Below are 26,360 nucleotides of genomic sequence, written 5' to 3'. Positions count from 1 at the left end.
AGCTATTATGAAAATGGGGATGAAAGTAGCCGTTGTCGCTTTAGTCGCAATGGCCGCACTTATTCAGGGTTGTAAAACGGGCGGTGGCGGACGTAAAACCGCAAAAGACATCGCGGAACTTTTAGGTTCTGATGGCAGCGGAACTTGGTCTATCGCTAAAACGGACAGCCGTATTAAAAATTTCGCCGTATACTTGGGACCAGATGGCAAATACTACGCCTTCAATACTTCCGTTTTTGATAAAAATATGACGAAGGATGAATTCCTAGCGGCGGCGACGGTCTATAGCAACTTGGCTAAATCAACGGACTCTTACCAAAAGTATGAAACCATCAGCCAGTACGACTACACCTCAAGCTACTGCCCCTATGCTTGGTCCGATCAAACTATCAACTGCTCCCCTTCAAGCGTTGACAGTTTTGGGAATGTGATCAGTTACCGTGTATCTGAAATCAATTACGGATGGGTTACATATAAAGAAAGCATCTTCATTGACGCAGCTTCGGGTTTAGTTTTCGAAATGGGTGACACCACTTCAAAAGACTTAGAATCTGTCTCGGCCGCGATTGAAGCCGCAAGCAATGATTCTGTTCGCGACATGCTAGTATCTGGTTACGGTTTGTCTGAAAGCCGCGCTTCCGAAATCGCATCTTTGGCTAAAAGCTGGCAGAACATCGAAAAATCTCGTGCGATGACCGCTAAAGACTTGGTTCAGTTCCAGTCTAAAGTTTTCGGTTCCGATTTAAGCTCTGTTAAAAAAGCGGCTGAAAAAGCAGCGAAGGGCGACAAAAAAGATTACGACGCTTTAGTTAAAAGAGCCGCTCAGTTGAACGACGTTTCTCCTGAACAAGCTAAAGCTATCTTTAACGATTTCTTAAATTAAGTTCTGTAAAACAAAGATGACATGGAGGGACCCAGCAGGGTCCCTTATTTTTTTCTATTCTTAGAACGAAACACCTGCGCCGTCTGCCCGCTTTGAGTTTTAAAAAAACGGCTGAAGTGATTGGCGTCTTCAAAACCTAGATCAAAACCGATATTGGCCACCGCCTCTTCAGTATACACCAACATTCTTTTGGCTTCTAAAATCAGGCGGTCAAATATCACTTCACGAGCCGATTTATTCAAATGTCGAGTCGTTCGCATGGTTAAGGCGCGGGGGCTTAGCTTTAAAATTTCGCTGTAAAACTCCACTCCGTGCTGTTCACGGAAATGGCGATCCACCAAGCCTTGATATTGCGAAATCAAAGCCTCAGACTCAACACTCGCCTTGGGGGCATCCTTCACCGAACGGGACAACAGCAAAATCAAAACACTGAGATAGGATTCTAAGATTTTTTCAAAAGCACTTTTACGCGATTCAAACTCGGACAGCATCTCGCTTAAAAGTCGTTCTAAAGATGGAGCCGACTTTACAGATTTCACCGTGATCGCGTCAGGCAGCTGCATCAGTCGATCTTCCAACGAAAATCCGCCAGCATCTTTCTGTAAAGATTCAGAACTAAACTCAACGATAATACCTTCAGCATGACCAGATAAGGCCCAATTATGAACTTGCCCCGGCTTCATCACAAAAAACTGCCCTGCCGCGACAGGGTGCTTTTGTAAATCGATTTCGTGAAAGCCTGATCCCCGCTGCATCCACAGCAATTGATAAAAATCATGGCGATGAGGAAATGGAACGGCGGGCTTGGTCCGGGCCGACAGCCTTTCGACTCGAATATCGCCTCGTTCAATGCGCACAAGTCCTAGGGACTCTAACGGGTGACGGATTTGGCTGACTTTCATCGCGTGAACTCCTGCCTTAAAATTAACCTTGAAGGAAGTCATTTTCAAGACCCAGCGTGACGTTTATGCTAATCCCTTAGACCTTTGTGCATTTTAATTTATCCGCAGAAAAGGTATTCTATCCATAGTTAACGAGGTATCTATGGACTCTGGTTTTATTTTTATCTTCGCCTCTGTGGTTGTGGTCATTTTAAGCGTTCTTGCTTATGCCGTTATCGCCGTCTTTTATCCAGAATGGGTGGGTATCACCGGCAAAGTCGCGCTAGATGCCGAAAAAAGCCACATCCAAGAACACGACGGCAACTATTAAAGTCGCTCCGCACGAGGAGCTCTCTTTCTGCGTCGACGCTCTCGATGCTCTCGCACTTCTTGCGCTTTGTCGGCAAAGTGCTCTTTAAGCTCATTAAACTCTTCGTGCAACTGTTCCATTTCTTCATCTGAAAGATCCTCTAGATCAATCAGCTTATTACGAGCTTTAGAGCTGGCGCGAATCAATTCATCTAGTTTTAGCTGCAAAGCCTTGGTATCGCGGTTTTGCGTATTTTGAATTAAGAAGACCATCAAAAATGTGACGATGGTGGTCGATGTATTAATGATCAACTGCCACGTATCGGAAAACCCGAACATGGGGCCTAAAAAAGCCCATATGACGATGCTTAATAATGCCAACCCAAAGGCGGCCGGGTGCCCCATCCAGTTAGAAACATGCTTAGAAAGATAATGAAATAACTTAACCATATCCTAACTTCGCAAATTCTCCCTTCATTGCGCCAGTTAAAATTGATTAATCTGTTCTTTGATTGACTTCAACCTCCTGCACTTTAGGATTGAAAGATGCCCTCGTTTTCACAGATGAAATTTTCTCGCAAGGTCTTCTTAACGATCTTCGGCATGGCCACTTTTACGGCCATCGTCATTTCGACGATTGTTTATGAAAGCCTCTCTAAAGGCCGCTCTCAAGATTTTGCTGAGTCCTATATTGATCACATGAATTTGTTTGCAAAAACCTTAGCCGGAGTGGAAGCCTCTCAATCACAAATTGCCAAAAACGCCGCCGAAGTCATTCGCCACCAAGGCGCTCTTAATGATAGGGAGCGTCAGGAGATGGCCCGTTATCTGGGGGTGGATGAGATCAACTTCTACAGTTCACGCAAGGACCTCTTGAAGCTTTTTCCTTCATTGCCGGATTATGCTGGAGGCCCGTCATCGGTTTATCAAACTGAAATGATCTTAGGCGGCGATGGCAAGGTCGGCCAGCACACGCTGGTTGCCAGTAAAGACGGTAAGCGCATTATCGAAGTGATGATGGATTTTGACGACATCACTCAACTTTTGCGCGCCATGGCCCAACATGACGAAGACAATCTTTCTTTGGAACTTGTGAACGCCAATCAAGAAAGCTTATTCAAGATTCGCCGCGAAGATTTCCAAGACACCGTGACCTTGGCAGAGGCTTTAACTTGGAAAGACGGCGTGCACTGGCAAAAAGATCGCTTGATTGTCTTAACCCCGATCATCGAAGACGGTAAGGTTAAAAACCGCCTGGTCACCACGATCTCAACTCGCACCTTACAAAACGAGCTCAGAAAAATTCAGCAAATTCTGATCATGGTTTCATTAGGCCTGATTTTAATTTCTTGGATTCTGTCGAAGATTTTAACCAAAATCCTTTTGGGGAAAATTGAAAGCATTCGCACGACCCTTGCTAAAATCACCACGACCCAAAACTATTCAGAGCGCGTGCCCGTAAGCCACACGGATGAAAATCACCCCAACGAACTAGAGCAACTCGGCCAAAACCTCAACCGCATGCTTGAAACCATGCAGTCACATCAATCACGCCTGCTTGAAGCCGAACGAGACAAAGCCAAAAGCCAAATTGCCGCCCAAGTCGCCCATGACATCCGCAGCCCCCTGATGAGCATGAATATGGCTCTTAGCCAGATTGAAAATGTGGCCTTAGAGCCTTTGGCCCTCATTAAAAGCGCGGTGGCGCGAATTTCCGGGATCGTGCAAAAACTTTCGGCGACTTCCGCAAAAACTGAAAATACAATACCCAACGTGGAAGCCCCGAAGTTGACTTTGGTGGAACCCTTGATTGCGAGTGTGGTGAATGAACACCGCGTGCGAAAAACTGAAAATCAAAATTTAACCGTTTACGGCTTTAACACCATGCCCAACACTTGGAGTGTCGTGCAAGTGAGCGAGCTGCAAACCGCCCTTTCAAATTTGATCAATAATGCTTTTGAGGCTGGTGCTAACGAAGTCGTCCTCAATTTCCGTGTCCAAGGTAAAGAATGGATTTTAGAAATCAAAGACAACGGCAAAGGCATCCCACAAACACTCCTAGAAAAAATCTTTGAGCGCAGCTTCACCCACGGCAAAGCCACTGGGACGGGCCTGGGACTTTTCCAAGCCAAAACCGCCATCGAATGGAGTGGTGGCAATTTAAAGGCCACCTCTGAAGAAGGCCGCGGAACAACCTTCACCCTGACTCATCCATTAGAGAAAAAACCGTCCTGGGCGCCAGTCTCTTTAGAGATTCAGTCCAACCAAGAAGTCTTTTTTGTCGACGACGATCACCATGTTTTAATGACCTGGCAAGAGCGAGCGCTTAAGGCCCACGTACCAAAAGTTCGTCTTTTTTCATCTGCAGAAACTTTTTTAGATCATTGTCAAAAACATCCTTTCCCCGCTGATGCGATCTTAGTGATTGACCAGAATCTTGGCTCGACCACGGGATTAAATATTTTGTCCGAGATGAATCTGGGACCTCGCGGAATTTTATGTACGACAGATTTTGATGAGAAATCCGTCCAAGATCAGGTCAAAAAATTAAAAGTATTCTTAATCCCCAAAATTTGGATTTCACAAATAGAGATTAAAGTGAGGAATTCCTAATGCGTATTCTGATCGTCGACGATGAAACACTTGTTCGCAAAACCATGCAATCTCAGATCCCTGCCCCGCACCAAGTATTTTTGGCAGAGGACAGGGATGAAGCTTTAAAAGTTTTAGATCAGCATATCATTGACCTGGTCTTTACCGATCTTTCTTTAGATGATTCCCCCGATCGCTTGGGTTTGCATTTGATCCAAGAAATCACGAAGAACTCTCCTTCCACCGTCGTTGTTGCAATGACCGGCCATGACGAAGCTCACTTAGTAGAGGCGTGCATGAAGGCCGGGGCCGTTGATTATTTACTAAAGCCCTTTGATGCCGGGACTTTAACTCAAGTTTTGCGTAAAGCCCCCGTACTTCACCGCCTTTTAAGAAAAAACCAAACCTTAAAAGTTCAAGCCGGCAAACGCCTGGTGCAACCCCTCGACCTTTCCACCAAGTCTCCGGCTTTTAAGGCGGTTTTAGATCTGGCCAAAAAGATCCGCGGCTCAGGGCCGTCGATTCTTATTCGCGGTGAAAGTGGTTCGGGAAAAGAAATCATGGCTCAATACTTGTGGTCTTTAGAAAACGACACTTCACGTCCTTTTATCGCTGTGAATTGCGGGGCCATTCCCTCACATCTCGCAGAGTCTGAGTTATTTGGCCACAAAAAGGGCGCGTTCACCGGCGCCACCGAAAATCGTGCCGGAAAATTTGAAAGTGCCGATGGCGGCGATATTTTCTTAGATGAGCTTGCGACCTTAAGCCTGGACCTGCAAGTCAAACTGTTACGCGTATTAAGCAGCGGCGATATATACCCTGTCGGCAGCGACACCGGTCGAAAAGTTAACTGCCGCACGATTGCCGCCACCAACGAAAATCTTGAGGAGCTAATTCGCGAAAAGAAATTTCGTGAAGACGTTTTCTTTCGCATTAAAAACTTCACCATCACCTTACCTCCACTAAGAGAGCGCAAAGAGGACATCTTAGACTTAGCGCAAGATTTTTTACGCGCTGGCAATTACGGTGATAAACATTTTAGCAAAGACGCTGAACAGCTTTTACTGTCTTATTCTTGGCCTGGAAATATCCGCGAATTAAAATCCGCGATCGAAGTGGCCAGTGTTTTAGTGGATGGACATGAAATCACCGCGAAAGATTTAACCCCTCACCTAGTTCAATCATCACCGGTGTATGAAGATGTGATCAAAAATGCTTCGATCACAGAGATTGACGAAAAAGCCTTAGAAGGCCGATACTCTCACGTAGTTTCAGAATTCGAATTAAAACTTATTGAATTTGCCATGCAGAAAAAAGGGTCTGAGTCGGCGGCAGCTCGCTATCTGGGGATTCCACGAAGCACATTAGGCGATTTAAGGCGCCGACTGCAGGGTATTAAGAAATAACTTTAAAGAAAGAACAAAAATGACAAAACATCAAATCGCCAAAGTTCTTATCCCCCTTTGCGGAGTACTTTGTTTTTTCCCGTTCACCTCTGGCGCCATCGCCCTTTTAGCCGGCGTTTTGATCGCGTTCTTTCTTGGAAATCCTTATAATACAAAAAAATACACCCATTCTCTATTGGCGTTTTCGGTTGTGGGCTTAGGTGCGGGTATGAATTTAGAAACGGTCATGCAGGTGGGGTTACAAGGCATTGGCTACACGGTGATCAGCATTCTTTGCGTGTTTCTCTTGGGCTTTGTCCTGATGAAACTTTTAAAGATCGAACAAGAAGTCGGTCTTTTAATTACGGTAGGAACCGCCATTTGTGGCGGCAGTGCGATCGCCGCGGTCACGCCCGTTATCCGCGCTAAATCTAATTCGGTCAGTGTGGCTTTAGGAACAGTGTTCATCCTTAATGCCTTAGCCCTTTTCATATTTCCAACGGTGGGTCACTCCTTAGAAATGACCGAGCGAGCTTTCGGTTTGTGGTCGGCACTGGCGATTCATGACACCAGTTCCGTTGTGGGGGCCACGGTCAGTTACGGTGCTCATGCCGCGGAAGTGGGAACAACTGTGAAACTGGCCCGCGCTTTATGGATTGTGCCGATTGCTTTTATCATTGGCTTGGTTGTGAATCGAGGCAATAAGGGCCAAGCACAGGGCGGCAAAAAGCCTTGGTTTATTTTGGGCTTTATTATTGCGGCCGCTTTAGTGACTTGGGTTCCAGCCCTTCAAGGACCAGGACATTACATAGAAATGGTTGCTAAAAGAGTTTTAGTTTTAACGCTGTTTTTTATTGGTCTTGGCTTGTCTAAGCAGACGCTCAAAGAAGTTGGTCTTCGGCCGCTGATCCTGGGTGTTCTGTTGTGGATTTGTATCGGCGTGGGCTCACTGACCGCGATCGAGTTGGGATGGGTTGAATAGAATCCGTTTTACTCGCGAGGACGGACTTCGATCATCTCCACGTGAAAAATCAAATTAGAATGCGGCGGAATGCGAGGCTTTGAGCGTTCCCCGTAACCTAAATGGGCGGGCACAAAAAGAGTTCTTTTACCACCCTCTTTCATTCCCATTAATCCTTGATCCCAACCCTTAATAACTTTGCCCGATCCTATCACAAACTGAAAAGGACGGCCGTGATCATAAGAAGAATCAAACTTCGTCCCATCTTCTAAAAATCCTTCATAGTTACAAAAAATCAAAGCGCCTTTGACGGCGGCTTTACCGGTACCTTCTAAAGTATCAGTGACTTTGAGTTCTTGAGTCTCCATAAATGCTCCTTGAAAGATTTAGGCGATATAGCTTTTTAAAAAATAAAAGGCACGAAAATTCGTGCCTTTCCTCTTGAGCTTGGATTTAGATCCGAAGACTACTGAACTCTGCCAAGAACTTGGAAATGAAGACCTACCGTTGTTGCTGAGCCACCACATTGCAAAGCGGCGTCTGAAGCTGGAACATAGATCGCGGCGCGACCGTGAAGGTATTTGTAGTTATTGAAGTTCAAAACGCCATCCAAGAAGGCTTTACCTTGAGCGCAGTCACTGCCGCCGTTGGGTGCATAAGCTTTAGATTGAACCAATTTAGCCGTTTTAGCGGCATTGTCGGCAAAGATGATTGAGCTGTAGCTGCAAGTGACACCATCTTGTTCGAAAGTCGCTTTAACCAAAAGGTTGTCCAAAGAATAGTCCGTAGAAGCTTTACCGAATGCGACATTGTAAGCTGCAAACTCTGCTGGAACAGAAGCCGTCGGTGTGTTGCCATCTTCACAAACAAAGGCGGTGAATTTTGCCAACCAACGTTCCCCTGGCAAAGTCAAATCGCCATCGTTAGCTTGAGCGGCGTTGAAAGAAAGAACCATCATTAATGATACCAACACGGATTTAGTCATTTTATCTCCTTCGAGTTTTGATTGCCCCCACTTCTAAAATTGGAAGACAAGAAAAGCAAGAAAGTGTGTTTTCTTTGTCCGTTGACTTTCAAGTAGGCTGCAATCATTTTCTCATTGCCCTTATTTTAGGCATTATTTCTGGCGGAGATCTAAGCATTCTCAGCTTGCTTGCAACAGAGGGCCTTAAGAAGGGACGGTCTCTCTTAAAAACTTAGACAAGGTGGAAAAGAACACACCTTTCTCAATGGGTTTGGTGATGTAGGCATCAAAACCCAAAGCTAGACAGCGATCCTTTTCTTCCTTCATCGCATGTGCCGTGAGAGCGATAATAGGCTGACGGAAGTGACTTCGGCGCAACTCTTCTGTCGCGGCAATCCCACCCATGAGAGGCATTTGCAAGTCCATTAAAACTAAATCCGGGTTCCAGCTAAGCGCTTTATCAATCCCGCTGCGGCCATCGCTAGCACTTTCAATTTCCACCGCTAAAGGCTTAAACAGTCGCGTAATTAACAACCTGTTATCGGGATTGTCATCAACGATCAAAATGCGCTTTCCTTGGAAAAGTTCTTTTTCCAGAACCCATCCATCAGAATTTTCTGAATAAGTGATTTGATCATCAGGTCGTAACGAGATTGAAACCGTAAATGTCGTTCCCAGGCCTAAATCACTTTGAGCTAATATCAAATCCCCGCCCAAAGCTTGGGCCAAGCGCTTAGATAAAATCAATCCCAAGCCTGTGCCCCCAAACTGGCGCGTGATGGAAGGATCCGCCTGCTGAAAAGGCACAAATAAAAGGCGTTCTTGATCCGGCGAAATCCCGACCCCGGTGTCAGTCACGTCAAAGAAAAGCTTTCCCTGGCCGCCATAAATTTTTACGTTCACGGATCCTTCGCGGGTGAATTTTACGGCGTTCCCGACGATGTTAAAAAGTATCTGCTTCACGCGTAACGAGTCCGTCAAGATACGTGGAGGCAAATGAGGCGCAATTTCTAAATTGAACTGAATCCCCTTGTTTTCGGCCCGAAGCTTAAAGGTGGTTTGAATTTCAGTGGCCAGCTGTTTTAAGGTCACAGAGGAAATGTCTAATTCTAAACGATTGGCTTCCACTTTAGAAAGATCCAGAATGTCGTTGATAAGATCCGTTAACAATTGACCATTGCGCTTGACCGCATCACGGGCCATGTTTTTTTCTTCTCCCGAAACTTCGTCATCCGCTAGCAATTCTGAGAAACCTAAAATGGCCCCCAGCGGTGTGCGGATTTCGTGACTCATATTTGCTAAGAAATTACTTTTGGCGACACTGGCCGCCTCGGCCACCTCTTTTGCCTCTTTCAGTTCTCGCTCACGCTGAAAAAGTTCCGCGGTTCTGGCATTCACTCGTGATTCAAGTTCAGAGTTTAGTTTTCTTAAAGTTTCTTCTAGCTTTTTTGATTCCGTCATGTCCCGAGTGACTTTTAAAAATCCGGTCAGATTTTTATTGCGATCATAGATTGCCGTGATCGTCACGTGAGCTAGAAATGATGTTCCGTCTTTACGAATACGCAAACCCTCGTGTTCAAAACGTCCGGTAAGACGGGCTTGCTCAAGTTCATAATCGGGGAATTTTGTCTGTTTTAAATCTTCCGGATAAAAAATCGAAAAATGTTTTCCCAGGATTTCGTGGGCCCGATAACCTTTAAAGCGTTCTGCCCCTGCATTCCAGCTCTTCACCAAGCCTTTCGGGTCCAAAGCAAATATCGCATAATCCTGCACCGCCTGCACAAGGATATCAAAACGCTCCCGTTCAACCCGCAGACTCTCATCTTGAGCCTTGACCTTCATTTTCCGAAAATGCCGTATGAGCTTTTTGACAACTGTGTTCATAATCTCGTTGTGACATGACAACAGTATTAGAGCAAGACTTAGCTCACCTTGTGTCGGGGCCTCTTACATACTTGCAATGATAATCAAAAGCAGGCTCAAAACCCTTTAAACTCATTCCACGTTTTTTAGTATGAACTGGCTTTTCATAAAGCCATGTTGCGCTTCAAAATAAGGAAACAAAAGTGTCGACAACGCACTTTCAATTTCCTGGCAGCGACGATCAAAAACTTCCAAGGCCTCGTCGAGGATCTCCATCTCAAAATCCAAACGCTCTAAACTTGAATCTTGATCTTGGAATTCAGTTTCGGTCACAAGTTCTTTGAATGCTCCCATCATGGCCCCCTTTTTAAGGATCTGCTTAAGAAATATCCCCCCTTTTAATCAGAGTCAAAGAATATGTAAATAATGTGTAAATCAAGACCCACTTCTAAGACTCGGGGCACAACTCCCCGGTTCCGCACTCCCCTCTAAGCTAACGCCTTCCCTTGGTGGAATGCAGATTGCTTACATAAAACAAAGAACCAAGATCGGAGACATCATGAAACTGCAAACAGCCATTTTGATATTTTCAGGAGTCCTGCTGTGTGGATGCACAAGTGTCGAATTCGTTCGCAAAGAAACATATCCACAAAAACAAGCCGTGCTTCGCTACCAACCGTCAAGCAAACCAAATAAAGAAGCCAAGTCCCGAGCCGAATTAGAAAAAAAAGCTCATGAGTTCTGTGCTGGCGATTATGAAATCACTAAAGAATACCAATCGCGACAAAATACGGGGGCCTCCACAGGCGTAGGCACGGGGTTAGGTATCGGCATGGGGGGTATTATGGTCGGCGCCTCCCAAGATAACAGCGCCATGTACAACATGGTTGAACTTTCGTGCAAGCAAAGCGGAACTCAAGTGAAGTAAGGCATGCAGTAAGTCAGACCTAAGACAATGCTAAGGCAAGCGCCAATAAGAAATAAAAAATAGCCGCGCAAGAAAACTTTCATTTCTGAAGCGGCCATTTCTTTAGCACCCTTTTGACGAAATTTCGCCACCGCCATTAAAAACGCGCCGATCCCACAAAGAATTAATGAAAACCATCCCGCCCAACTCATTTATGCCATCATCCTCGATCACTGCAGCGATAATAGAGCCGCGTACACGCCTTTCACCACTTCACCCATTTTGACATAATCTAAGCGTTCTGGCGTATCCTCGGGAGTGTGGTAAGCGTGGTTGCGATAAAAAGAAGTATCCGTCACCATCACCGCGGGCCAACCATGCTTCCAGTAATTCCGGTGATCAGAAAAATCAACACCGGGAACAACCGCTGGCGCATTCAATGAGTAGGCCTCGAGGTCACTATTCGCGTTCATCGCCTTTTTCATGTCACGCACCAAAGCGCGCTCTGCTGGCGACGCAATAACACCGATAAAATTTCCTTTGTTGGGATAAAACAGATACAAGAGGCGCACGGGGAATTCTTGTGAAAAAGAATCATTTGAAAAATACCCGATCATTTCTAAACTGATCGCATATTTGACGTTGTACCCTTTATCACGAAGGTTGTTGGCGTGAACCGCACTGCCCATCATTTCCGTTTCGAAATACGGCGGCTCTTCTAAGGCCCAAACCACGAACTCAATCGGCGTTTTTACCTCCGGCTTTTGTTCTTTAAAAAACCTCGCCAACTCTAAAAGTCCGGCCACACCAGACGCATTATCATCCGCCCCTGGATTATCGACATCGCAAGAATCTAAATGAGCCCCGATCACCACCACATCTTTTGAATCACTTGCGCCATAACGAAAGATGATGTTGTGAAAAACTTGTCCTTGCTCGCCTTTAACCTCTTGCAAGGTCCATTCATACCCGATTTCTTTAAGGCGATTCATCACGTACTTTTCTGCTTCTAAAACCGAAGCCGGATGCACCGAAGAACGGCTGGGTTTTATTCCTGCCAAAAAATAAGTATCTTGTTTTAAGTTTTCAATATTAACAGTGATAGGCCTTTGTAAGGCTTCACCTTCAGGAACGGGATTTCGCAAAAAAATAAAAAGCGCCACCCAAAATAAAAAAAGCGCAGCAATAAGTTTTAATATAAAATATTTTCTTATTTTCACTCAATTCCCCGCTGCTATAGAGCCATCAAGGTCAAGATCATGGCTAATGCCGCAGGCAAAGCTTGAACAATCGCAATTTTTTTACTGACACTGTAAGCGCCATAAATGCCGGCGACAATCACGCAAGCTAAGAAAAAAATCTTAAGCTGTATCGCAAACTCAGGGTGGGGGTGCACCAAGCTCCACACCAGCCCCGCTGCTAAAAATCCATTGTACAATCCTTGATTGGCCGCCAGAACCGCAGAATTTTGGGCTTTTTCAGGACTTTGCCTGAAAACTTTCATGCCCAAAGGCTTTGTCCAAAAAAACATTTCTAAGACTAAAAAATAAAAATGTAAGAGCGCGACCAAGCCCACCAAAATATTTGCGATCATGCTCATTATCCTTATTTTCTTTTAAAAAGAAACGCATCGACAGAATACTTACCCGGCCCCTTAGCCACGAACACCAAAGAGATCGCCAAATATAACAATGCCAACTCTTTTGTTTGGAATGGATCTGCGGCATGAATCACAAAACCAGCAATCAACATCGTAAAACCGATGAAGAAAGCCGCCGGACGAGTTAAAAATCCCACCGCTAAGAAAATGCCACCGATAACTTCCGCAATCGCTGCACACCAAGCCATCAAGCCGGGTGCGGGGAAACCCATCCCCTCTAAGCTTCCGACCATCATCTCTGGCGGGGGCAGCTTACCAAACCCATGGGCTAAAGCCATTGTCATACCCACAAAAACGCGAGCGCCCGTGTACAAAAGATCCGAAGAAAAATGATTTGTGCTTTCAGGAGATAAAATCTTACGTAACATGGTGTAAATTCCTTGGTGATTATTCTAAGGGTTCAACAGTTTGTGAATCAATTTGGTTATCGGAAGCTTTTAAGATGTCTTCAAGCTTTGCCGGACTTCCGGCAGCACCGTATGAATACTCCACCCGGTCACCGAAAGCTTTTAATACCAGACAGTCATAGCTGATCAGAAAGTCTGCAGTCTTCCCGTCTTTAACAACTTTTAAACCCATCGTGGGATTAAAGCATTCTTTTGTGCCTAAAGATTCTTCATAAGAATCCACAGCATCTTTAAACTCAAACGCCACGGAAGATACATCTTCGGGACTGAGCTTAGTTTGATTTAAGATTTTATAACCACGAAATCCCGCACTATCTTGGACCGCAGGATCCAACGCATAAAGAGTTCCCACTTGCGGGGCCACCAGGATCTGCAAAAATTTTTGTTTTTTAAGTTCTAAAGAATCGGCCACTGTTTCGGTGTCCGGAGTCCAAAAGACTTGAAATAAAATCGCCGCAATCGCGGCTATGGAAAGTATGACAACGGCGGCTATCTTCTTGGGTGTCAGTTCTGGTTTAACCTGTATCATCCGAAAATTTTAAGGAGGATTCCGGGGTTTGTCGACCTCGAAACCACGATTATAACGCCTTGAATCTGCAAGAATTCTTTTCAAAGCACAAATCCTGACCTGGGGATCCTTGCAAAATGCGATATAAAACGCCCCATAAGTCAAAATCTTTCGAAATAAGGAGTTTTTTATGAAAATGATGCTTTTTACCATGGCCTCAATATTAACTTTCTCCGCTCATGCTTCAGAGTTGAGCTCAAGAACCAGATACAGCTGTGGTTTTGACAGTCGTAACAAATATGAAATCGAAATCGCCATCGACGATGTGGGTGACGAGGACGGCACCATCACTTTGATCAACAAAAAAACGAACGAAATTGTTCGCACTTCAAAAGCCTATTACAAAAACGAAGAATTTCTTTTCGGAACCGATTTTAAAGAAAGCATCCGCATTGGTCCCGATAGCTCTTTTGGAACTTATGATGTAATTTGGGGCTTTGTCAGCATGAAAGAAGCCGCTGGAAGCATCCACTGCACAGAAATCATGTACTAGGAAATAAAAAAAGCTCCCTTGTCGGGAGCTTTTTTTTACCTAAGGACTGGCCTCTTCTTCTTCGTCCGGGCTCCATTCTAGGAGCGATAAATCAGCGGTCTTCTTCCAGTCGATAGCGACCTTTTTTAAGATCTTGATGGAAACCTCATCGCCACTGATCGTCCACAAAAGTGTGTCCCCTTTTTCGACCTTAAGGGCCTTCCGAACGCGCAGTGGAATGGTGGTTTGATTCTTTCTAGATGCCTTGGATGTCGCGCCTGTTTTTGCCATGCGGCTCCCTTGATATGTATCTTAAGGATAAAATCCTTATAACGACCCAGGCAATGTTTTGTCCCCCTCTCCTGAACGATCGAGACGGAGGTCCTGGCGCATCAGATTCATATCTTTTATGAATACATCCCATTCCTATTAAGTATTTTTCTGTTTTAAGAAAATTGAGTACACCGTCTTTGAAAAAGGAGATTTTATGAAATCACTTATGATTCTTTTAGTATCTTTGATCTTTGCCTCTCAATCCCACGCTACCGGCTGCATGGGCTACAGTTATTCTTACGAACTCGGTCCCAAGTTAAAGTCTGAAGAGGTCCTTGGGCATTTCAATTGCGAAAAGCCCGCTTCGGTTTTCAACTGCACATTTACCACCGAAGAAGCATCTCCACGAAAATTTGTAACTTATTTCCGCAACCAAAATACCCGCGTCCCTGAAGGAGTTTCATTCCCTGTGGTCATCGAAAGCTTTGAGGCCATGCGATATGATGATTGCAGCTATGGTGGCAAGTACGAACCGAACGGTGTTTACGAACGATTCCTTTTTGGCAGCCAAGAAATTTTCCGCTTTGTTGCTGAGTAAATAAACACAGTACAACCCAAGTCATAGAAGTGAGCCCAAAGAAATTGGTTTTTCCTCGGGCTCTGCAACTAGCGGTTTTACCTATCAGGACACAGATCGGCATAGCAATCCCGTTGACCAAAGGGCCCCTCCGCCGTAAAAATATCCTTGCTTACTCACCTTGCAAGGACCCCGAAATGAAAAAGTTTATTGATCAATTGATGAAAAAAATGACTTTCGAAGAGAAAGTCGGACAGCTAAGCCAAATCGCCGCTGGCGCTGCAATCACTGGAACTTCTAAAGAAGCTGATTTCATCACGGATCTAAAAAAGGGCCGCGTGGGCTCTTTTATGAATGTTTCCGGCACCGAAAAAACACGCGAACTGCAAAAAATTGCCATCGAAAACACCCGTCTAAAAATTCCTTTGATTTTTGGTTACGACGTTATCCACGGGCATAAAACGATTTTCCCCATTTCTTTAGCTATGAGCTGCAGCTGGGATCTGAAGGCCATTGAAAACAGCTCGCGCATTGGCAGCGTCGAAGCGGCGGCGGACGGCGTTCACTGGGTTTTTGCTCCGGCCGTTGATATTTCTCGCGACCCCCGCTGGGGACGAGTTTTTGAAGGTGTGGGGGAAGATCCGTGGTGGGGATCCAAAGTCGCTGTTGCCCAAGTTAAAGGCATCCAGGGAGCATCGCCGGATGCGGTCGATACGACTTTAGCTTGCGTGAAACATTTTGCTGCCTATGGCGCCCCCACTGCGGGCCGAGAATACGCAGCTGTCAATGTCAGCAAAAGAAGTCTGCTTGAGACCTATTTACCAACTTACAAGGCCGCCATTGAAGCTGGGGCTGCCACTGTGATGACCGCGTTTAATGATGTCGACGGGGTTCCGGCGACAGGTAACAAATGGCTTTTTACTGACTTACTTAGAAAGCAATGGAAGTTTAAAGGATTTGTTGTCAGTGACTTCACGGCGGTCCGCGAACTTATTAAACACGGGGTCGCGGCCAACGAATCTGAAGCGGCCAACTTAGCTTTCAATGCGGGCGTCGATATGGAAATGATCGGCGGTACTTATTTAAACTATTTTAAAAAATTGGTTAAAGAAAAAAAGATCAAGATGTCGACCATCGACACCTCCGTTCGTCGCGTGCTCGAAGCCAAATACCGCCTGGGACTTTTTGCAGATCCTTATCGTTACAATGACCTGGACAGAGCAAACTCGGTCCATCTTTCAAAGAGCCACCGCGAAGCAGCCCGTGATGTCGCTCGCAGATCCATGGTGCTTTTAAAAAACGACAATCAAGTGCTACCCCTTAAACGCGGCGGCACGATTGCCTTGATTGGCCCTTTGATTCACGACAAGCGCAACATCCTGGGGAACTGGTCTTTGCAAGGCGACTCTCGCGACACGGTCAGTGTGGCCGCAGGTTTTACGGCGTTGGCAGGTAAAAACACCAAGATTCTTATGGCGAAGGGCTGCAATCTTCTTAATGACGAAGAGCTTTTAATAAAAATGAATCGCGACGGCGATGAAATTGAACACGACACACGTTCGCCGGAAGCAATGCTCAAAGAGGCTGTCGACATCGCCAAAAAATCGGATGTCATCGTTTTGACGTTGGGCGAATCCGCCCACATGAGTGGCGAAGCCGCTTCTCGCACCAGCATCCGCATCCCTGAACATCAGCAGAACTTACTAAAAGCTCTGAAGGCCACTGGGAAACCTGTTGTCGTCATTTTATTTAACGGCCGCCCTCTGTGCCTAGAATTAGAAAACTCGATCGCTAATGCCCTGCTTGAAGCTTGGTGGCCCGGAACTGAAGCCGGTCACGCTTTGGCGGACGTGCTTTTTGGCGATTACAACCCTTCCGGCCACTTGGTATCAACCTTCCCTAGAAACGAAGGACAGATTCCTATTTTTTATGAAGAGCTTCCCTGTGGTCGTCCCAACAATCCGGAAGATAAATACACAAGCAAATACATCGATTCGCCGAATGATCCCCTGTTCCCATTTGGCTGGGGCTTAAGTTACACGAAATTCGATTACGGTGACATCAAACTTAGCAGCAAGACTTTGAAGTGGGGTAAAAAGCTTTCAGTCTCTATCCCCGTCAGCAATGTCGGCAAATACGACGGTGAAGAAGTTGTACAGCTTTACATCCGCGACCTGGTGGCTTCCGTGTCGCGTCCGGTGAAGCAGCTTCGCGGTGTCGAAAAAATCTTCCTGAAAAAAGGCGAAACTAAAACCGTGAAGTTTGAACTTACGATGAATGATCTGAGCTTTTACAACCAGGATTATAAGTGGGTGGCCGAGCCCGGCGAATTCCAAGTTTTTGTCGGCACTAATTCACAAGATGTGAAAGAGGCGTCGTTCAACCTCACTCGTTAACGGGTGAGGTTAAATATGTTCTAAAATATTCACCAACTGACCAAAGGGATCGCGGACAAAGAATCTGCGGACTCCCCATTCTTCTTCTGTCAGCGGATATTCAATTTTAAAGCGCGCCTTTTTCATTCGACGAAAAGCCTCATCAACATCGTCGACCTCAATGGAAATGGCCGGCACCTCGGTCCCCGATCCGCCCTCACTGGCAAAGCTCACTTGCACCGACATCTTCGCGGAACTTCCATAGGTTCGAATCCAGCCATGATCCATCAGCAGTTCTAAACCCAGAATATCTTGATAAAACTTTTTGGCCGCGGCGGGCTTCTTGGCTTGGATATTAGTAACGATTCTTTTAACCTTCATAAGACGCTAATTATATATGACTGAACTCATTTCGGGCATAAAAAAACCGCTGTCGAGCGGGTTTGATTTCTTAGAGAAAGTGGAGGTGACGAGCAGATTTGAACTGCTGTAGCAGCTTTTGCAGAGCTGAGCCTAACCCCTCGGCCACGTCACCGCTAAGAGGAGAAACCAATCTAGTTCTAGGGGCCTCCTAAGTCAATGTTTTAAGATTTTCTGCTTAATTCAGTGGCCTGTTCGGAGCAATACAACAAAAGTGATTTAATCATAAACATCTGATTTTACTTAATAAAATAGTCCCACTCGGAGCACTAGTCACCAAGCCTTTTAAGGGCATCAAAGGGAACAAAGGTCACCTTTAAAGCTCGCTCCACGTGCTGAGGCTGCATCTTGGCCATACCATCTAAATCCGCGTAACTTCGAGCGATCTTTAAGGTCGCCAGATCCCGACGCCTTGAAGCGAGCTCTTTAGGGAAAAGTTCGCGCATGTAAAACTCGGGCAAATCTTGAATCAATTCATCCCAAGTCCATTTGGTTGTGACCTTTAAAAAGCGACGGTCGGTCTTTGCCCACTCCGCCCGCAGCCGGCGCGCTTTTTCTAGATCCTTTAAAATGTCAGCACCTAAAACTCCTTCTCCGCGTTCATTCCGTTGCGTGAAAAAGATCAGCTGAAAGCGATCTACCAGCGGACCCGAAAGTCTTTCGGCGTAAGAGCGGCATTTTTTTAAAGATCTGCCGCACATCACGCGCGCTTTGGGCACCCAATCACCGCATGGACATAAATTCGTAGTCGCGACAAATAAAGTGTCGGCGATGTGTTCTTCTAAAAATCTTCCGCGCCGAATGCGGATGCGGCCGTCTTCCATCGGCTCGCGTAAAACTTCTTGGGATTTGGGATGAAACTCCAGGAGTTCATCTAAAACTAAAACCCCGCGATGCGCCCGCGTGATTTCACCTTTAAAAGGAGGAACACCCCCACCAATCAAACCGAGGGGCGGTGTTGTATGATGAGGGTGTACCAAGGGTCGCCATTTCATTTCTTGGGTTGATGTGTCTTTGTTATTCGCGACGATTTCGCGCATGTCTTCCGCCGTGGGGGCCGCTAACAAAGATAAAAGAGTTTTACTCATCGTCGTTTTTCCCGATCCCGAAGGACCGGCTAACAACAATGAATGTTCACCTAAAGCTGTGAGTTTTAAAATTTCTGCCTGACGTTCAGGGAACACCAAATCCAGTCCTGAAAACGGGCGTTCGATTTTATATTCACGCGGAGCCGGTTTAATATGATTCGGTGAGTGGATGTCTTTAAGCTGCAAGATCGTGCTGCGACCAAAGGGCGCTGAGGCCTGCTGAGGTTTCCCCGTCCACACCCAGGCCGCTTCGTTGTCGAACGACTCAAACAAGTCTTCAGGTTCATAGACTTCGCCCCCAAGGCTGAGTTCTCCGTAAACTAAGACCGAGTCTGCCAAAGGCTTTGGAATTTGTTCGCTTTCCCATAACACCCCTAAAGCCACGGCCAACTCCAACCCACGAGAGTTCTTTTTTAAATGGGCCGGTCTAAGGTTCACTAAAATTTGCTGCGCTTTTGGAAAGTCAAAACCTTGCGCGCGTATCGCACTTTTAATGCGATGAATGCTTTCGCGAATGGCTTGATCTGGAAGTCCCAGAAATTGGATTTGGGGAAGTCCCGGAATAAAACTAAGTTCTACTTCTACCGGGACTAAACGATCTTGATCACGAATGAGCGACTGTATTTTCATAGACAATCTGCCAAAGCAAGTTTGCGACTGTGCTTAAAACGAAAAAAAAGAGCCCCTGACTAGGAGCTCTTTCGAGAATCGGACAAAACCAAGTAAACCCGTCTTTACTTTTCGACTTCCTGCATTTGCGAAAGCGGATGATGCTCTTCAATCGTGCGAGTCATCGTGCCCGTTGTAACACTGGTATAAATCTGTGTCGTTTGAATGCTCGCATGACCCAAAAGCATTTGGATCGAACGAAGATCCGCACCACTTTCAAGCAATGCCGTGGCACAACCATGACGGAATCTGTGAGGATTGACCGGCTCTGGGAAACCGGCACGTGTTGACCACGAAGCCAACCAGCGCCACACATCCACGCGCGAAGGTCGATGACCACGATCATTGATCAAGATCGAGGGAGAGTTTTCTTTCACTAATAAAGGACGATGTTCCTTAAGATAGGTCGTCAGATTTTCGGCTAACTTTTCAGTCAAAGGCACCAAACGTTCTTTACTACCTTTACCTAAAACCTTAATCCAACGATCGGTCGGATTAAAATCCACGATATTTAAAGAAATCAATTCAGAAACCCGGCAGCCCAATCCATAAAGAAACAACAAAGTTAACTGATTGCGTGCGGTCTTCGTAGCATCTGCGCCCTCTGCGGCATCAAAAAGCTGCTGGAACTCTTGCGGAGTTAAAACTTTTGGTAAGCCGACCTTTACTTTGGGTGGACGCAGCTCACGAAGTTCTGGGCATTTCATGCCGCGAGTTTCACAAAACTTAAAGTAAGTTCTTAAAGAAGAGATCACCCGCGCTTGAGAACGCGTTGAAAGCTTGTTCTTTTTCATGAACTCGTAAAATCCTGGAATGGATTTACTGGTTTTTCCGTATTCCAGATACAGCTCAAGGTCACGGCGATACGCCATTACTGTATTCTGCGAACGGCCTCGTACATTTTGCAATTCATCAAAGAAGTCGATCCAAAGAGGTAGTTCCATACCCCTATTAGACCCAGACTTTCCTACGAGGGCAACAAATATTATGTACCCAAAAAAGAAAACCCCGCGCTTTCAAGCCCGGGGTCGCTAGATAAATTTACTTTAAAGCCTTAGTAGAAAATCCCGGAAGTTGAGAAAGTTCCAAAGAACTGAGGCGAACATTGGATACCATTCACACGACGGACCGAAACAACACCGTACAAGCCGCGGCCTTGATTCGTTAAGCCCATACCCAATTGGCTTGGCGCTTCGATACTAAGCTCGATGGCCCCCGAAGTCGCGATCAAAGATGGAACTCTTAAGTCCGAACCCATGAAGCCCATTTGGCCGGCGCCATTGCTTTGCAAATAATATGTTCCCGGAGAAATCATACACTGAGAAAGTGGCATTCCCGTTCCTGGCATCACGTCCATCATCGGCTGACGCACTTCCATCGTGCCTTGCAAAGCGATGGGTCCTTGGTACCAATTCCAATTATTTCCTGACGCATTCGGCATCACTTGCGTTGATTGCACAAAAAGCTGCATATCACGCAAGATCATCATGCCGTCCGCGGATTGAGTCGTAAAAGTTGTTAAAACTGCCGGAGAAGTAATTCCATTGCATGAGTAACATCCGCTCGGTGGAATGGGTGTTACCGGGGCGCCGCCGCCTCCGCCGCCATCGTTACCGCACGCAACTAAGGCAATAACCGTTGCCAGCGTTGCTGCGATTCGCGCGAAATGCAATGCTGGAAAACTTAGTGAGTTTACTTTAAGTCTTTCCATTTTCGTCTCCTAGTTAATAATCATAAATCAAAATCTAATACTGCTTCAGCTTGCGCGCCTTTCGGCGCTCCAGCTCTGCCCGCGTCCGCGGATCCGCAGGCCTATTCATTAAATACAGCAGCTTTAGACAAACCGCTGAATTTTCCTAAGTATCTGTAACCGTCACCCGGAACAGCCGATGTTTTGTCGATAATCGAAGTGGCACGGCAGTCATAGGGACCGTTGTAAAGGTACCAGCATTTTCTGTAAGGTGATTGGGGAGCATAACTTTGCGCAAAGTTTTTGTAATAAACTTTACCTGAAAGTGTTCCTGTTCCTTGGCCGTCACCTTGGTTTACGTAGCTATCAAATACTAGGACAATGGCACCATAAGCATCTTGAAAGAAGGCCGCGAAATAGTATTTGCCGCTTAATGTGAACCAGAAGTTATAACCAGCTTCCAATTTTCCTGAATCTTTAAGACCGCTCAATTTAATGTTCGTGCCTGGGTCTGCGGTAAATGTCGGAGCATAGTTTAAGCCCGTATCTGAATACGGCAATTTCACCGTACCTGCGTAATATCCGCCGCCCGCATTTTGTAAGCTGACCGTGATCTTATAATCAGTCGGCGCATTTAACGGATGCAAAGCCACGAAAGAATTGAATTCAGATTGAGATACCGGTTCAAATGTTGCCGTTTGACCTGAAACACCGCCCGTGCCACCGCCGCCAGGACCGTCTGGAGAGATGGGTGTGCCGCGACCGTCATCAAGGATCGGTGGCTGATAAGTTTGTTGCGCATTCATGGTGTTCTTGCCACAGCCTACACCTAGTACGGAAAATGCCGCCAGAAGGACGATCAGTTTTGCGTTGAATGTTTTCATATCAGCCTCTCTTTAAGGAGCCCGGTTTGTTTTAGGGTGCTCCTCACTAGGCTTGTATTGCTATGCCCGTGCCAAGATTCTTCCACCATCCTAAGTGATGAGGATCTTTAAGGATAATGACTCACTCTCAACATGAAACAGCAGGGGTGTTTTCGTCGAAGCTCTGAAAGTGAAGCGCAAAATGGGCACCACTGTCGCATGATGAGACATCAAAAAGTTAGACGAAATAGAATTTATTTAAGATTTTTCATCAAGTTACCGAAATGATTCGTATCAAATTTTAGCGAGGACTTTTGTAATGACTTTGACTGCAACGAATGTATTGATCCTGGGCGCTGTTTTTATGTTTGCGGCCCGCGTTTTTCTAGCATTCTAATATTAGAGCTTTGAAAAAAAATCCCATAGATCCCTAGCGCAGGACCGCTAGCGGATAATAATGCTTTAAAATTTGATTATAGTTCTTTCCGCCCTTACCTAAAGCACGACTTCCCCACTGACAAAGTCCCACTCCATGACCAAAACCTTGTCCTTCAAATAAAAATCGTTCACCAATACGTTTGATTTCAAATAAAGAACTGCGCAAATCCTGAAATCCCAAGAGTTGACGGAAATCATTGACCGACACTGTTTTGCCCTCAGTTTCATTAAACGCCAACCGCACCGCTTTGATACGTTTTTCAGAAGGCACCTTAATCAGATCCAACCCCGAGATATCCGCCACCTTTAAACGACGAGAAAGCTCATCCTTTGAAAGGCTTAACTTCCAATGCGCACTGGGGTTTGTGGGACAAGAACTATCAACGGCCACCCCGGAGCTGGCCGTGGTGCCTGGTCCCCACACGTTTTGGGCGGCCGTGGTCTTACCCCCACAGTCAGAATGAAAATAGGCTTTCAAAACTCGTCCCGTTTGGGCGTATAACTTAATGCCGGAAGTTTCTTTCACCGCTTGCACAGCTTTTTTGATCATCGGATCATTGTTGTCTTCATGCACCACATGACGGAAGACTTGGTCGAGGATGCTGCTTTCTAAGTGAAAGGCCTGAGTCTTACGCTCATTCATCACCGACAGCGCATAGGATCTGGCAGCAACAGCTTGGGCTTTTAATGTTTCCATAGGCCAAGACAAAGGCATTTCGCTCGCCAAAACCCCGACAACATATTCATCTAAAGGCATCACCCCTACGACATCGATTTTATTTTTGCCATTATGGCTTAATAGAACTTTTCCCGGTAAGGTCTGCGCGCCAATACGCAGATCAGATCCTTGTATTAGCAAATATTTTTCTGAAAGCAGACGTTCATTTTCTTGATTATCTAACCGCACGGCCCAGACTTTTTTGCCATCTTTGGTGATGCTCCGTACGTGGGCGTATTTGGTTTGCGGGATCGCGACGGGCAAAATAGTTTGAGCGATATTATGAAAACGCAATGACAGGCCAGAGACTTGGACTTTTTCAATCGTGGTCATCACGCGGACGCGAACTAGATCAGGATTTGCCGGAATTGAACTTTGAGCTTCGGAAGTTAAACTGATCCAAACAATGATGAAACACAAAGAGGCCCAAACCAGTTTCACTGATACTCCGTCCGTAGAGATATGGGGTGACTTAGCGGGACCTCTTGTCCCGCTTTTCTATTAGACCTTTTTTGGGCAAAGGATAAAAGTCTAGTTTTTGTTGTTCAAATCCAGGAACGGTTTAACCATGTCTAACGGTAACGGGAAGATGATGGTGTTGGTCTTATCTCCAGCGATTTCCGTTAAGGTCTGCATATAGGCTAGCTGCAACGCAGAAGGCGATCCTGCTAGAGTGTTCGAGGCCTCTTGAAGTTTCTGGGCACGCTGCACTTCGCCATCTGCACTGATGACTTTCGCACGACGTTCACGCTCGGCTTCCGCTTCACGCGCCATGGCTCTTTGCATTTCTTTAGGCAAATCGATTTGCTTTACTTCCACCATGGTCACTTTGATACCCCAGGCTTCTGTATGTTTATCTAAGATCGCCTGCAAAGCCGCATTGATCTTATCACGGTGCTCAAGCACGTCATCTAAGTGATACTGACCCATCACGGAACGCAATGTGGTTTGCGCCAGCTGTCCGGTAGCAAAGTAATAGTCTTCGATGCGTGTGATCGCTTCTAAAGGCGATACCACTTTAAAGTAAACCACGGCGTTCACTTGCATGCTGACGTTGTCTTTAGTGATAACATCTTGAGGTTGCACGTCCATTGCAATCGTGCGGGTGTCAATTTTGATCATGCGCTCAATAAAAGGAATTAACAAAATCAACCCAGGCCCACGCACGCCAATCGCTTTACCCAGACGTAAAACCACGCCGCGCTCCCAGTCGTTCAAAATTTTCACCATTGAGCTGAGAAGTATCCCGCCGATGACGATGACCGCTATCATAAATTCCATGTTGCTATCTCCTTATTTCACTTTTTTCACATTCAATGTCAGCCCTTGGCGAGCCGTCACGTGAACGCGATCTCCGGTTGTCAAAAAATCTTCTGAAACAAATTTCCAAATTTCGCCCATGATCTGAATCTGGCCACTGTGACCATCTTCATTTACGACGGTGACGACGCCGTCCTTGCTTTGCAGTTCCGTGTCAGTGTCTTGGCTGCGATGGCGCAGAGTTTTTAAAGCAAAATATCCCGCCCCAAAAAAGAAGACAGCTAAAGTTCCCACCACGGCAAAGATCAGGCTTAATGGCAAAGTGTAACCCGTGGTCTGCGCATCAAATAAAAACACACTGCCCACAAAAAGCGCGATCAATCCCCCAATACCTAATGCACCAAAGCTTGTGACAAAAATTTCTAAAATTAAAAATGCCAAGCCCAAAAGAATCAGCGCCAAGCCACCCCAGGCGACATCTAATTTATGAAATGCCACTAGCGACAGCACTAAGCCAATCCCACCAATCACCCCGGGAGCAATCAATCCCGGATGCGTGATTTCAACATACAACAAACCCAAACTTCCCATGAAAAGCAGGTAAGCAAATTCAGGATCCGCCACAAAGCTTAAGATCTTATAACGAAGATCTGGACTGAATTCTTGCAAATCCCCGACCTGAACACTCTGTTCTGTTTTTTCACCCAGCTTCACCGCGCGGCCTTGAGCTTTAAGTAAAAATTCTTGTTCATTGGCTGGCAAAATATCCAAAGCTTTCAGTTTAAAGGCCTCTTCACTGCTAAGGGCTTTGGCTTCCGTGACGATGTCACGGGAAAACTCCACACTGCGATTGCGGATTTTGGTCACACCTTCCATCCAACTAACTGTGTCGTTGATAAGTTTTTTTCTTAAGTCCTCGGACATTTCGCCACCCGTACCTAATATCGGTGTCGCCGCACCGATATTCGTCGCTGGCAATCCGCCGTTGACGTGGCATGCTTGCAAAATGATCGCACCTGCACTGCCCGCGTGGCCGCCGCTGGGCGTGATCAAACATAAATACGGAATCGGTGAAGCCAAAATTCTTTCAACAATAAGGCGTGTGCTTTGCAAACTGCCACCTGGCGTATTCATACGCACATAGATCGAGTCGCATTTTTCTTCTAAAGCCTTTTTCTCTGCTCTTTCTAAATAATCTGACGTCGAGGCGGTGATCGCTTCTTGGATAGTGACTGACAAGGTGCACGCCGCGTGGGCTGAGATCGTCGTAAGACAAAGAAGAAGTGTTAAAAGAACTATCTTCATAAACCCAACTCCTTCATCACTTTTTGCAAGTCATTCCACACGACTTTTTTAGCCCCGGCATCTTCTAGCAAATACGAAGGGCTATAGGTCTCAATCCAGTGCCCCGGACCTTTAAAAATAAATTCGCCTAGATCTTTTGGAAAAGAGCTGAACACGACAACGACTTTACCTTCACACAACTTGGCAAGTTCACTGGGAAGTAAAGAGCGATCATCCACCGTGCAATCAAGTTCAAGCACTTGAATGTTCTTAAGCTTCATCGCCGTTTTCATTTTACCGAAAAGGTCTTGAACCTCTGGCAAGAAAAGACTTTCTTTGGCTTGAGTTAAGATATTTAGAAACACCAGTTCATAATGCTGAAACTCTGTCGGCTGAAAAGGCCCCTGCGGTCCGTAAAACTGGGTCCCAAGAGGCTCTTGATCTGACTTCGGCAACATGACGCTTTGAAGACCCAAAACATCTTGCAAGTACTGGATATAGTCTTTCATGGCGGCATCTTATCTTAGACTAAGAGCGTGATACCATTAAAACCCACCCTAATGCGCCGCACATGCCTAGATCATGGTCAAGATTTTCTCAAGCTGAGACGCTCTTCGGCCGAAGAGTTAGCATGAGGAGGACGCTGTGGAAGTATTTAGGTTCAGTATTATTTCCCAAGAAGAAATGGAAAAACGCGAAGGGTTTCGCAAATCCGTGAACTGTTGTCCTCAGTGCCATGAGGACATGGAATTTTCTTATCAACAAGATCCACAGTTTGCTGTTCTACAAGAAGACGCCAACTGCCCGAACTGTCTTTATAAACCTGAAGTCAGCCGTCATCGCGTGAACTAAT

The 26,360-nt window shown here is 45.9% G+C and carries 31 protein-coding genes and 1 tRNA gene; 10 read left to right on the top strand and 22 right to left on the bottom strand.

Going from position 1 to position 26,360, the window contains the following annotated elements:
* Positions 1–7 precede the first annotated feature (7 nt).
* On the top strand, positions 8–883 hold the full coding sequence (locus AZI86_RS15970; RefSeq protein ID WP_061836275.1) for a hypothetical protein: 876 nt from the start codon (positions 8–10) through the stop codon (positions 881–883).
* Between the two features lie 44 nt (positions 884–927).
* Here the strand turns inward: AZI86_RS15970 and AZI86_RS15965 are convergent, their stop codons facing one another.
* On the bottom strand, positions 928–1,785 hold the full coding sequence (locus AZI86_RS15965) for a helix-turn-helix domain-containing protein (RefSeq protein WP_061836274.1): 858 nt from the start codon (positions 1,783–1,785) through the stop codon (positions 928–930).
* A 142-nt stretch (positions 1,786–1,927) separates the two neighbouring features.
* Between AZI86_RS15965 and AZI86_RS19265 the strand changes: the two genes are divergently transcribed.
* Positions 1,928–2,095 (top strand): hypothetical protein, encoded by a 168-nt coding sequence (locus AZI86_RS19265; protein WP_157684732.1) that lies wholly within the window; start codon positions 1,928–1,930, stop codon positions 2,093–2,095.
* On the opposite strand, the gene AZI86_RS15960 is transcribed toward AZI86_RS19265, so the two are convergent.
* Positions 2,092–2,478: a low affinity iron permease family protein gene (locus AZI86_RS15960; protein ID WP_437340141.1), complete on the bottom strand. Its 387-nt coding sequence runs from the start codon at positions 2,476–2,478 to the stop codon at positions 2,092–2,094. The genes AZI86_RS19265 and AZI86_RS15960 overlap by 4 nt on opposite strands.
* Positions 2,479–2,619: 141 nt before the next feature.
* On the opposite strand from AZI86_RS15960, the gene AZI86_RS15955 reads away from it, so the two are divergent.
* From AZI86_RS15955 to AZI86_RS15945, 3 genes are read left to right on the top strand one after another with little or no spacing between them, the layout of a single operon-like run.
* Positions 2,620–4,686: a hybrid sensor histidine kinase/response regulator gene (locus AZI86_RS15955; protein WP_061836272.1), complete on the top strand. Its 2,067-nt coding sequence runs from the start codon at positions 2,620–2,622 to the stop codon at positions 4,684–4,686.
* On the top strand, positions 4,686–6,071 hold the full coding sequence (locus tag AZI86_RS15950; protein ID WP_061836271.1) for a sigma-54-dependent transcriptional regulator: 1,386 nt from the start codon (positions 4,686–4,688) through the stop codon (positions 6,069–6,071). Before AZI86_RS15955 ends, AZI86_RS15950 begins: the two co-directional genes overlap by 1 nt.
* Positions 6,072–6,090: 19 nt before the next feature.
* The gene (locus AZI86_RS15945) at positions 6,091–7,032 is read left to right on the top strand and encodes a YeiH family protein (protein ID WP_061836270.1); all 942 of its coding nucleotides are present in this window, start codon (positions 6,091–6,093) and stop codon (positions 7,030–7,032) included.
* An 8-nt stretch (positions 7,033–7,040) separates the two neighbouring features.
* On the opposite strand, the gene AZI86_RS15940 is transcribed toward AZI86_RS15945, so the two are convergent.
* From AZI86_RS15940 to AZI86_RS15925, 4 genes are all read right to left on the bottom strand, one after another.
* Positions 7,041–7,379, bottom strand: coding sequence for an FKBP-type peptidyl-prolyl cis-trans isomerase (locus AZI86_RS15940; RefSeq protein WP_061836269.1), 339 nt, complete (start codon positions 7,377–7,379; stop codon positions 7,041–7,043).
* A gap of 98 nt (positions 7,380–7,477) precedes the next feature.
* Positions 7,478–7,996 carry a hypothetical protein gene (locus AZI86_RS15935; RefSeq protein WP_061836268.1) on the bottom strand — a complete coding sequence of 173 codons (519 nt, stop codon included), beginning with the start codon at positions 7,994–7,996 and terminating at the stop codon, positions 7,478–7,480.
* A gap of 183 nt (positions 7,997–8,179) precedes the next feature.
* The gene (locus AZI86_RS15930) at positions 8,180–9,817 is read right to left on the bottom strand and encodes a PAS domain-containing hybrid sensor histidine kinase/response regulator (protein ID WP_061836267.1); all 1,638 of its coding nucleotides are present in this window, start codon (positions 9,815–9,817) and stop codon (positions 8,180–8,182) included.
* Positions 9,818–9,970: 153 nt separating this feature from the next.
* A complete protein-coding gene (locus AZI86_RS15925; RefSeq protein WP_172798018.1) occupies positions 9,971–10,195 on the bottom strand; it encodes a hypothetical protein in 225 nt (74 codons plus the stop codon).
* A gap of 202 nt (positions 10,196–10,397) precedes the next feature.
* Here AZI86_RS15925 and AZI86_RS15920 point away from each other — a divergent pair, with 202 nt between their 5' ends.
* Positions 10,398–10,766: a hypothetical protein gene (locus tag AZI86_RS15920; RefSeq protein ID WP_061836265.1), complete on the top strand. Its 369-nt coding sequence runs from the start codon at positions 10,398–10,400 to the stop codon at positions 10,764–10,766.
* Here the strand turns inward: AZI86_RS15920 and AZI86_RS15915 are convergent.
* Genes AZI86_RS15915 through AZI86_RS15895 form a run of 5 tightly spaced genes read right to left on the bottom strand, consistent with a single transcriptional unit; the run spans position 10,754 to position 13,341 of the window.
* Positions 10,754–10,957 (bottom strand): hypothetical protein, encoded by a 204-nt coding sequence (locus tag AZI86_RS15915; RefSeq protein WP_061836264.1) that lies wholly within the window; start codon positions 10,955–10,957, stop codon positions 10,754–10,756. The two genes, AZI86_RS15920 and AZI86_RS15915, sit on opposite strands and share 13 nt — an antisense overlap.
* An 18-nt stretch (positions 10,958–10,975) precedes the next feature.
* Positions 10,976–11,965, bottom strand: a complete 990-nt coding sequence (locus AZI86_RS15910) for a M28 family peptidase (protein WP_061836263.1) — start codon at positions 11,963–11,965, stop codon at positions 10,976–10,978.
* A 14-nt stretch (positions 11,966–11,979) separates the two neighbouring features.
* Positions 11,980–12,345 (bottom strand): DUF1304 domain-containing protein, encoded by a 366-nt coding sequence (locus tag AZI86_RS15905; protein ID WP_061836262.1) that lies wholly within the window; start codon positions 12,343–12,345, stop codon positions 11,980–11,982.
* 5 nt (positions 12,346–12,350) lie between these two features.
* The gene (locus AZI86_RS15900) at positions 12,351–12,773 is read right to left on the bottom strand and encodes a DoxX family protein (RefSeq protein WP_061836261.1); all 423 of its coding nucleotides are present in this window, start codon (positions 12,771–12,773) and stop codon (positions 12,351–12,353) included.
* A 19-nt stretch (positions 12,774–12,792) separates the two neighbouring features.
* Complete coding sequence (locus AZI86_RS15895; protein ID WP_061836260.1) at positions 12,793–13,341, bottom strand: hypothetical protein; 549 nt, start codon at positions 13,339–13,341, stop codon at positions 12,793–12,795.
* Positions 13,342–13,510: 169 nt separating this feature from the next.
* On the opposite strand from AZI86_RS15895, the gene AZI86_RS15890 reads away from it, so the two are divergent.
* Complete coding sequence (locus AZI86_RS15890; RefSeq protein ID WP_061836259.1) at positions 13,511–13,873, top strand: hypothetical protein; 363 nt, start codon at positions 13,511–13,513, stop codon at positions 13,871–13,873.
* A 39-nt stretch (positions 13,874–13,912) separates the two neighbouring features.
* Here the strand turns inward: AZI86_RS15890 and AZI86_RS15885 are convergent, their stop codons facing one another.
* The gene (locus tag AZI86_RS15885; RefSeq protein ID WP_061836258.1) at positions 13,913–14,143 is read right to left on the bottom strand and encodes an AbrB/MazE/SpoVT family DNA-binding domain-containing protein; all 231 of its coding nucleotides are present in this window, start codon (positions 14,141–14,143) and stop codon (positions 13,913–13,915) included.
* A 196-nt stretch (positions 14,144–14,339) separates the two neighbouring features.
* Between AZI86_RS15885 and AZI86_RS15880 the strand changes: the two genes are divergently transcribed.
* The gene (locus AZI86_RS15880) at positions 14,340–14,723 is read left to right on the top strand and encodes a hypothetical protein (protein ID WP_061836257.1); all 384 of its coding nucleotides are present in this window, start codon (positions 14,340–14,342) and stop codon (positions 14,721–14,723) included.
* Positions 14,724–14,752: 29 nt separating this feature from the next.
* On the top strand, positions 14,753–17,098 hold the full coding sequence (gene bglX, locus AZI86_RS15875) for a beta-glucosidase BglX (RefSeq protein WP_216635923.1): 2,346 nt from the start codon (positions 14,753–14,755) through the stop codon (positions 17,096–17,098).
* Between the two features lie 9 nt (positions 17,099–17,107).
* Here bglX and AZI86_RS15870 read toward each other — a convergent pair whose 3' ends face one another.
* The 10 genes from AZI86_RS15870 to AZI86_RS15825 all read right to left on the bottom strand — a co-directional run bounded on the left by AZI86_RS15870 (position 17,108) and on the right by AZI86_RS15825 (position 26,016).
* Positions 17,108–17,458: a VOC family protein gene (locus AZI86_RS15870; protein ID WP_061836256.1), complete on the bottom strand. Its 351-nt coding sequence runs from the start codon at positions 17,456–17,458 to the stop codon at positions 17,108–17,110.
* A gap of 80 nt (positions 17,459–17,538) precedes the next feature.
* A tRNA-Cys gene (locus tag AZI86_RS15865) sits at positions 17,539–17,612 on the bottom strand.
* Between the two features lie 154 nt (positions 17,613–17,766).
* Positions 17,767–19,215: an ATP-binding protein gene (locus tag AZI86_RS15860; protein ID WP_061836255.1), complete on the bottom strand. Its 1,449-nt coding sequence runs from the start codon at positions 19,213–19,215 to the stop codon at positions 17,767–17,769.
* 104 nt (positions 19,216–19,319) lie between these two features.
* Positions 19,320–20,198 carry a site-specific tyrosine recombinase gene (locus AZI86_RS15855; protein ID WP_061836254.1) on the bottom strand — a complete coding sequence of 293 codons (879 nt, stop codon included), beginning with the start codon at positions 20,196–20,198 and terminating at the stop codon, positions 19,320–19,322.
* A 110-nt stretch (positions 20,199–20,308) separates the two neighbouring features.
* Complete coding sequence (locus AZI86_RS15850; protein ID WP_061836253.1) at positions 20,309–20,965, bottom strand: hypothetical protein; 657 nt, start codon at positions 20,963–20,965, stop codon at positions 20,309–20,311.
* A 101-nt stretch (positions 20,966–21,066) separates the two neighbouring features.
* Positions 21,067–21,828 carry a hypothetical protein gene (locus AZI86_RS15845; RefSeq protein ID WP_061836252.1) on the bottom strand — a complete coding sequence of 254 codons (762 nt, stop codon included), beginning with the start codon at positions 21,826–21,828 and terminating at the stop codon, positions 21,067–21,069.
* A 409-nt stretch (positions 21,829–22,237) separates the two neighbouring features.
* Positions 22,238–23,404 carry a SpoIID/LytB domain-containing protein gene (locus tag AZI86_RS15840; RefSeq protein WP_061836251.1) on the bottom strand — a complete coding sequence of 389 codons (1,167 nt, stop codon included), beginning with the start codon at positions 23,402–23,404 and terminating at the stop codon, positions 22,238–22,240.
* 90 nt (positions 23,405–23,494) lie between these two features.
* The gene (locus tag AZI86_RS15835; protein WP_061836250.1) at positions 23,495–24,244 is read right to left on the bottom strand and encodes a slipin family protein; all 750 of its coding nucleotides are present in this window, start codon (positions 24,242–24,244) and stop codon (positions 23,495–23,497) included.
* Between the two features lie 12 nt (positions 24,245–24,256).
* Complete coding sequence (locus AZI86_RS15830) at positions 24,257–25,528, bottom strand: NfeD family protein (protein WP_061836249.1); 1,272 nt, start codon at positions 25,526–25,528, stop codon at positions 24,257–24,259.
* Positions 25,525–26,016 (bottom strand): hypothetical protein, encoded by a 492-nt coding sequence (locus AZI86_RS15825; protein WP_061836248.1) that lies wholly within the window; start codon positions 26,014–26,016, stop codon positions 25,525–25,527. The genes AZI86_RS15830 and AZI86_RS15825 overlap by 4 nt, the downstream gene beginning before the upstream one ends.
* 136 nt (positions 26,017–26,152) lie before the next feature.
* On the opposite strand from AZI86_RS15825, the gene AZI86_RS15820 reads away from it, so the two are divergent.
* Positions 26,153–26,359: a hypothetical protein gene (locus tag AZI86_RS15820; protein ID WP_061836247.1), complete on the top strand. Its 207-nt coding sequence runs from the start codon at positions 26,153–26,155 to the stop codon at positions 26,357–26,359.
* Position 26,360 lies beyond the last annotated feature (1 nt).

The organism is Bdellovibrio bacteriovorus, from assembly GCF_001592735.1.
Lineage (GTDB): Bacteria > Bdellovibrionota > Bdellovibrionia > Bdellovibrionales > Bdellovibrionaceae > Bdellovibrio > Bdellovibrio bacteriovorus_D.
The sequence above is the reverse complement of the archived record's forward strand: the minus strand, read 5'-3'. Positions and strand labels throughout refer to the sequence as shown.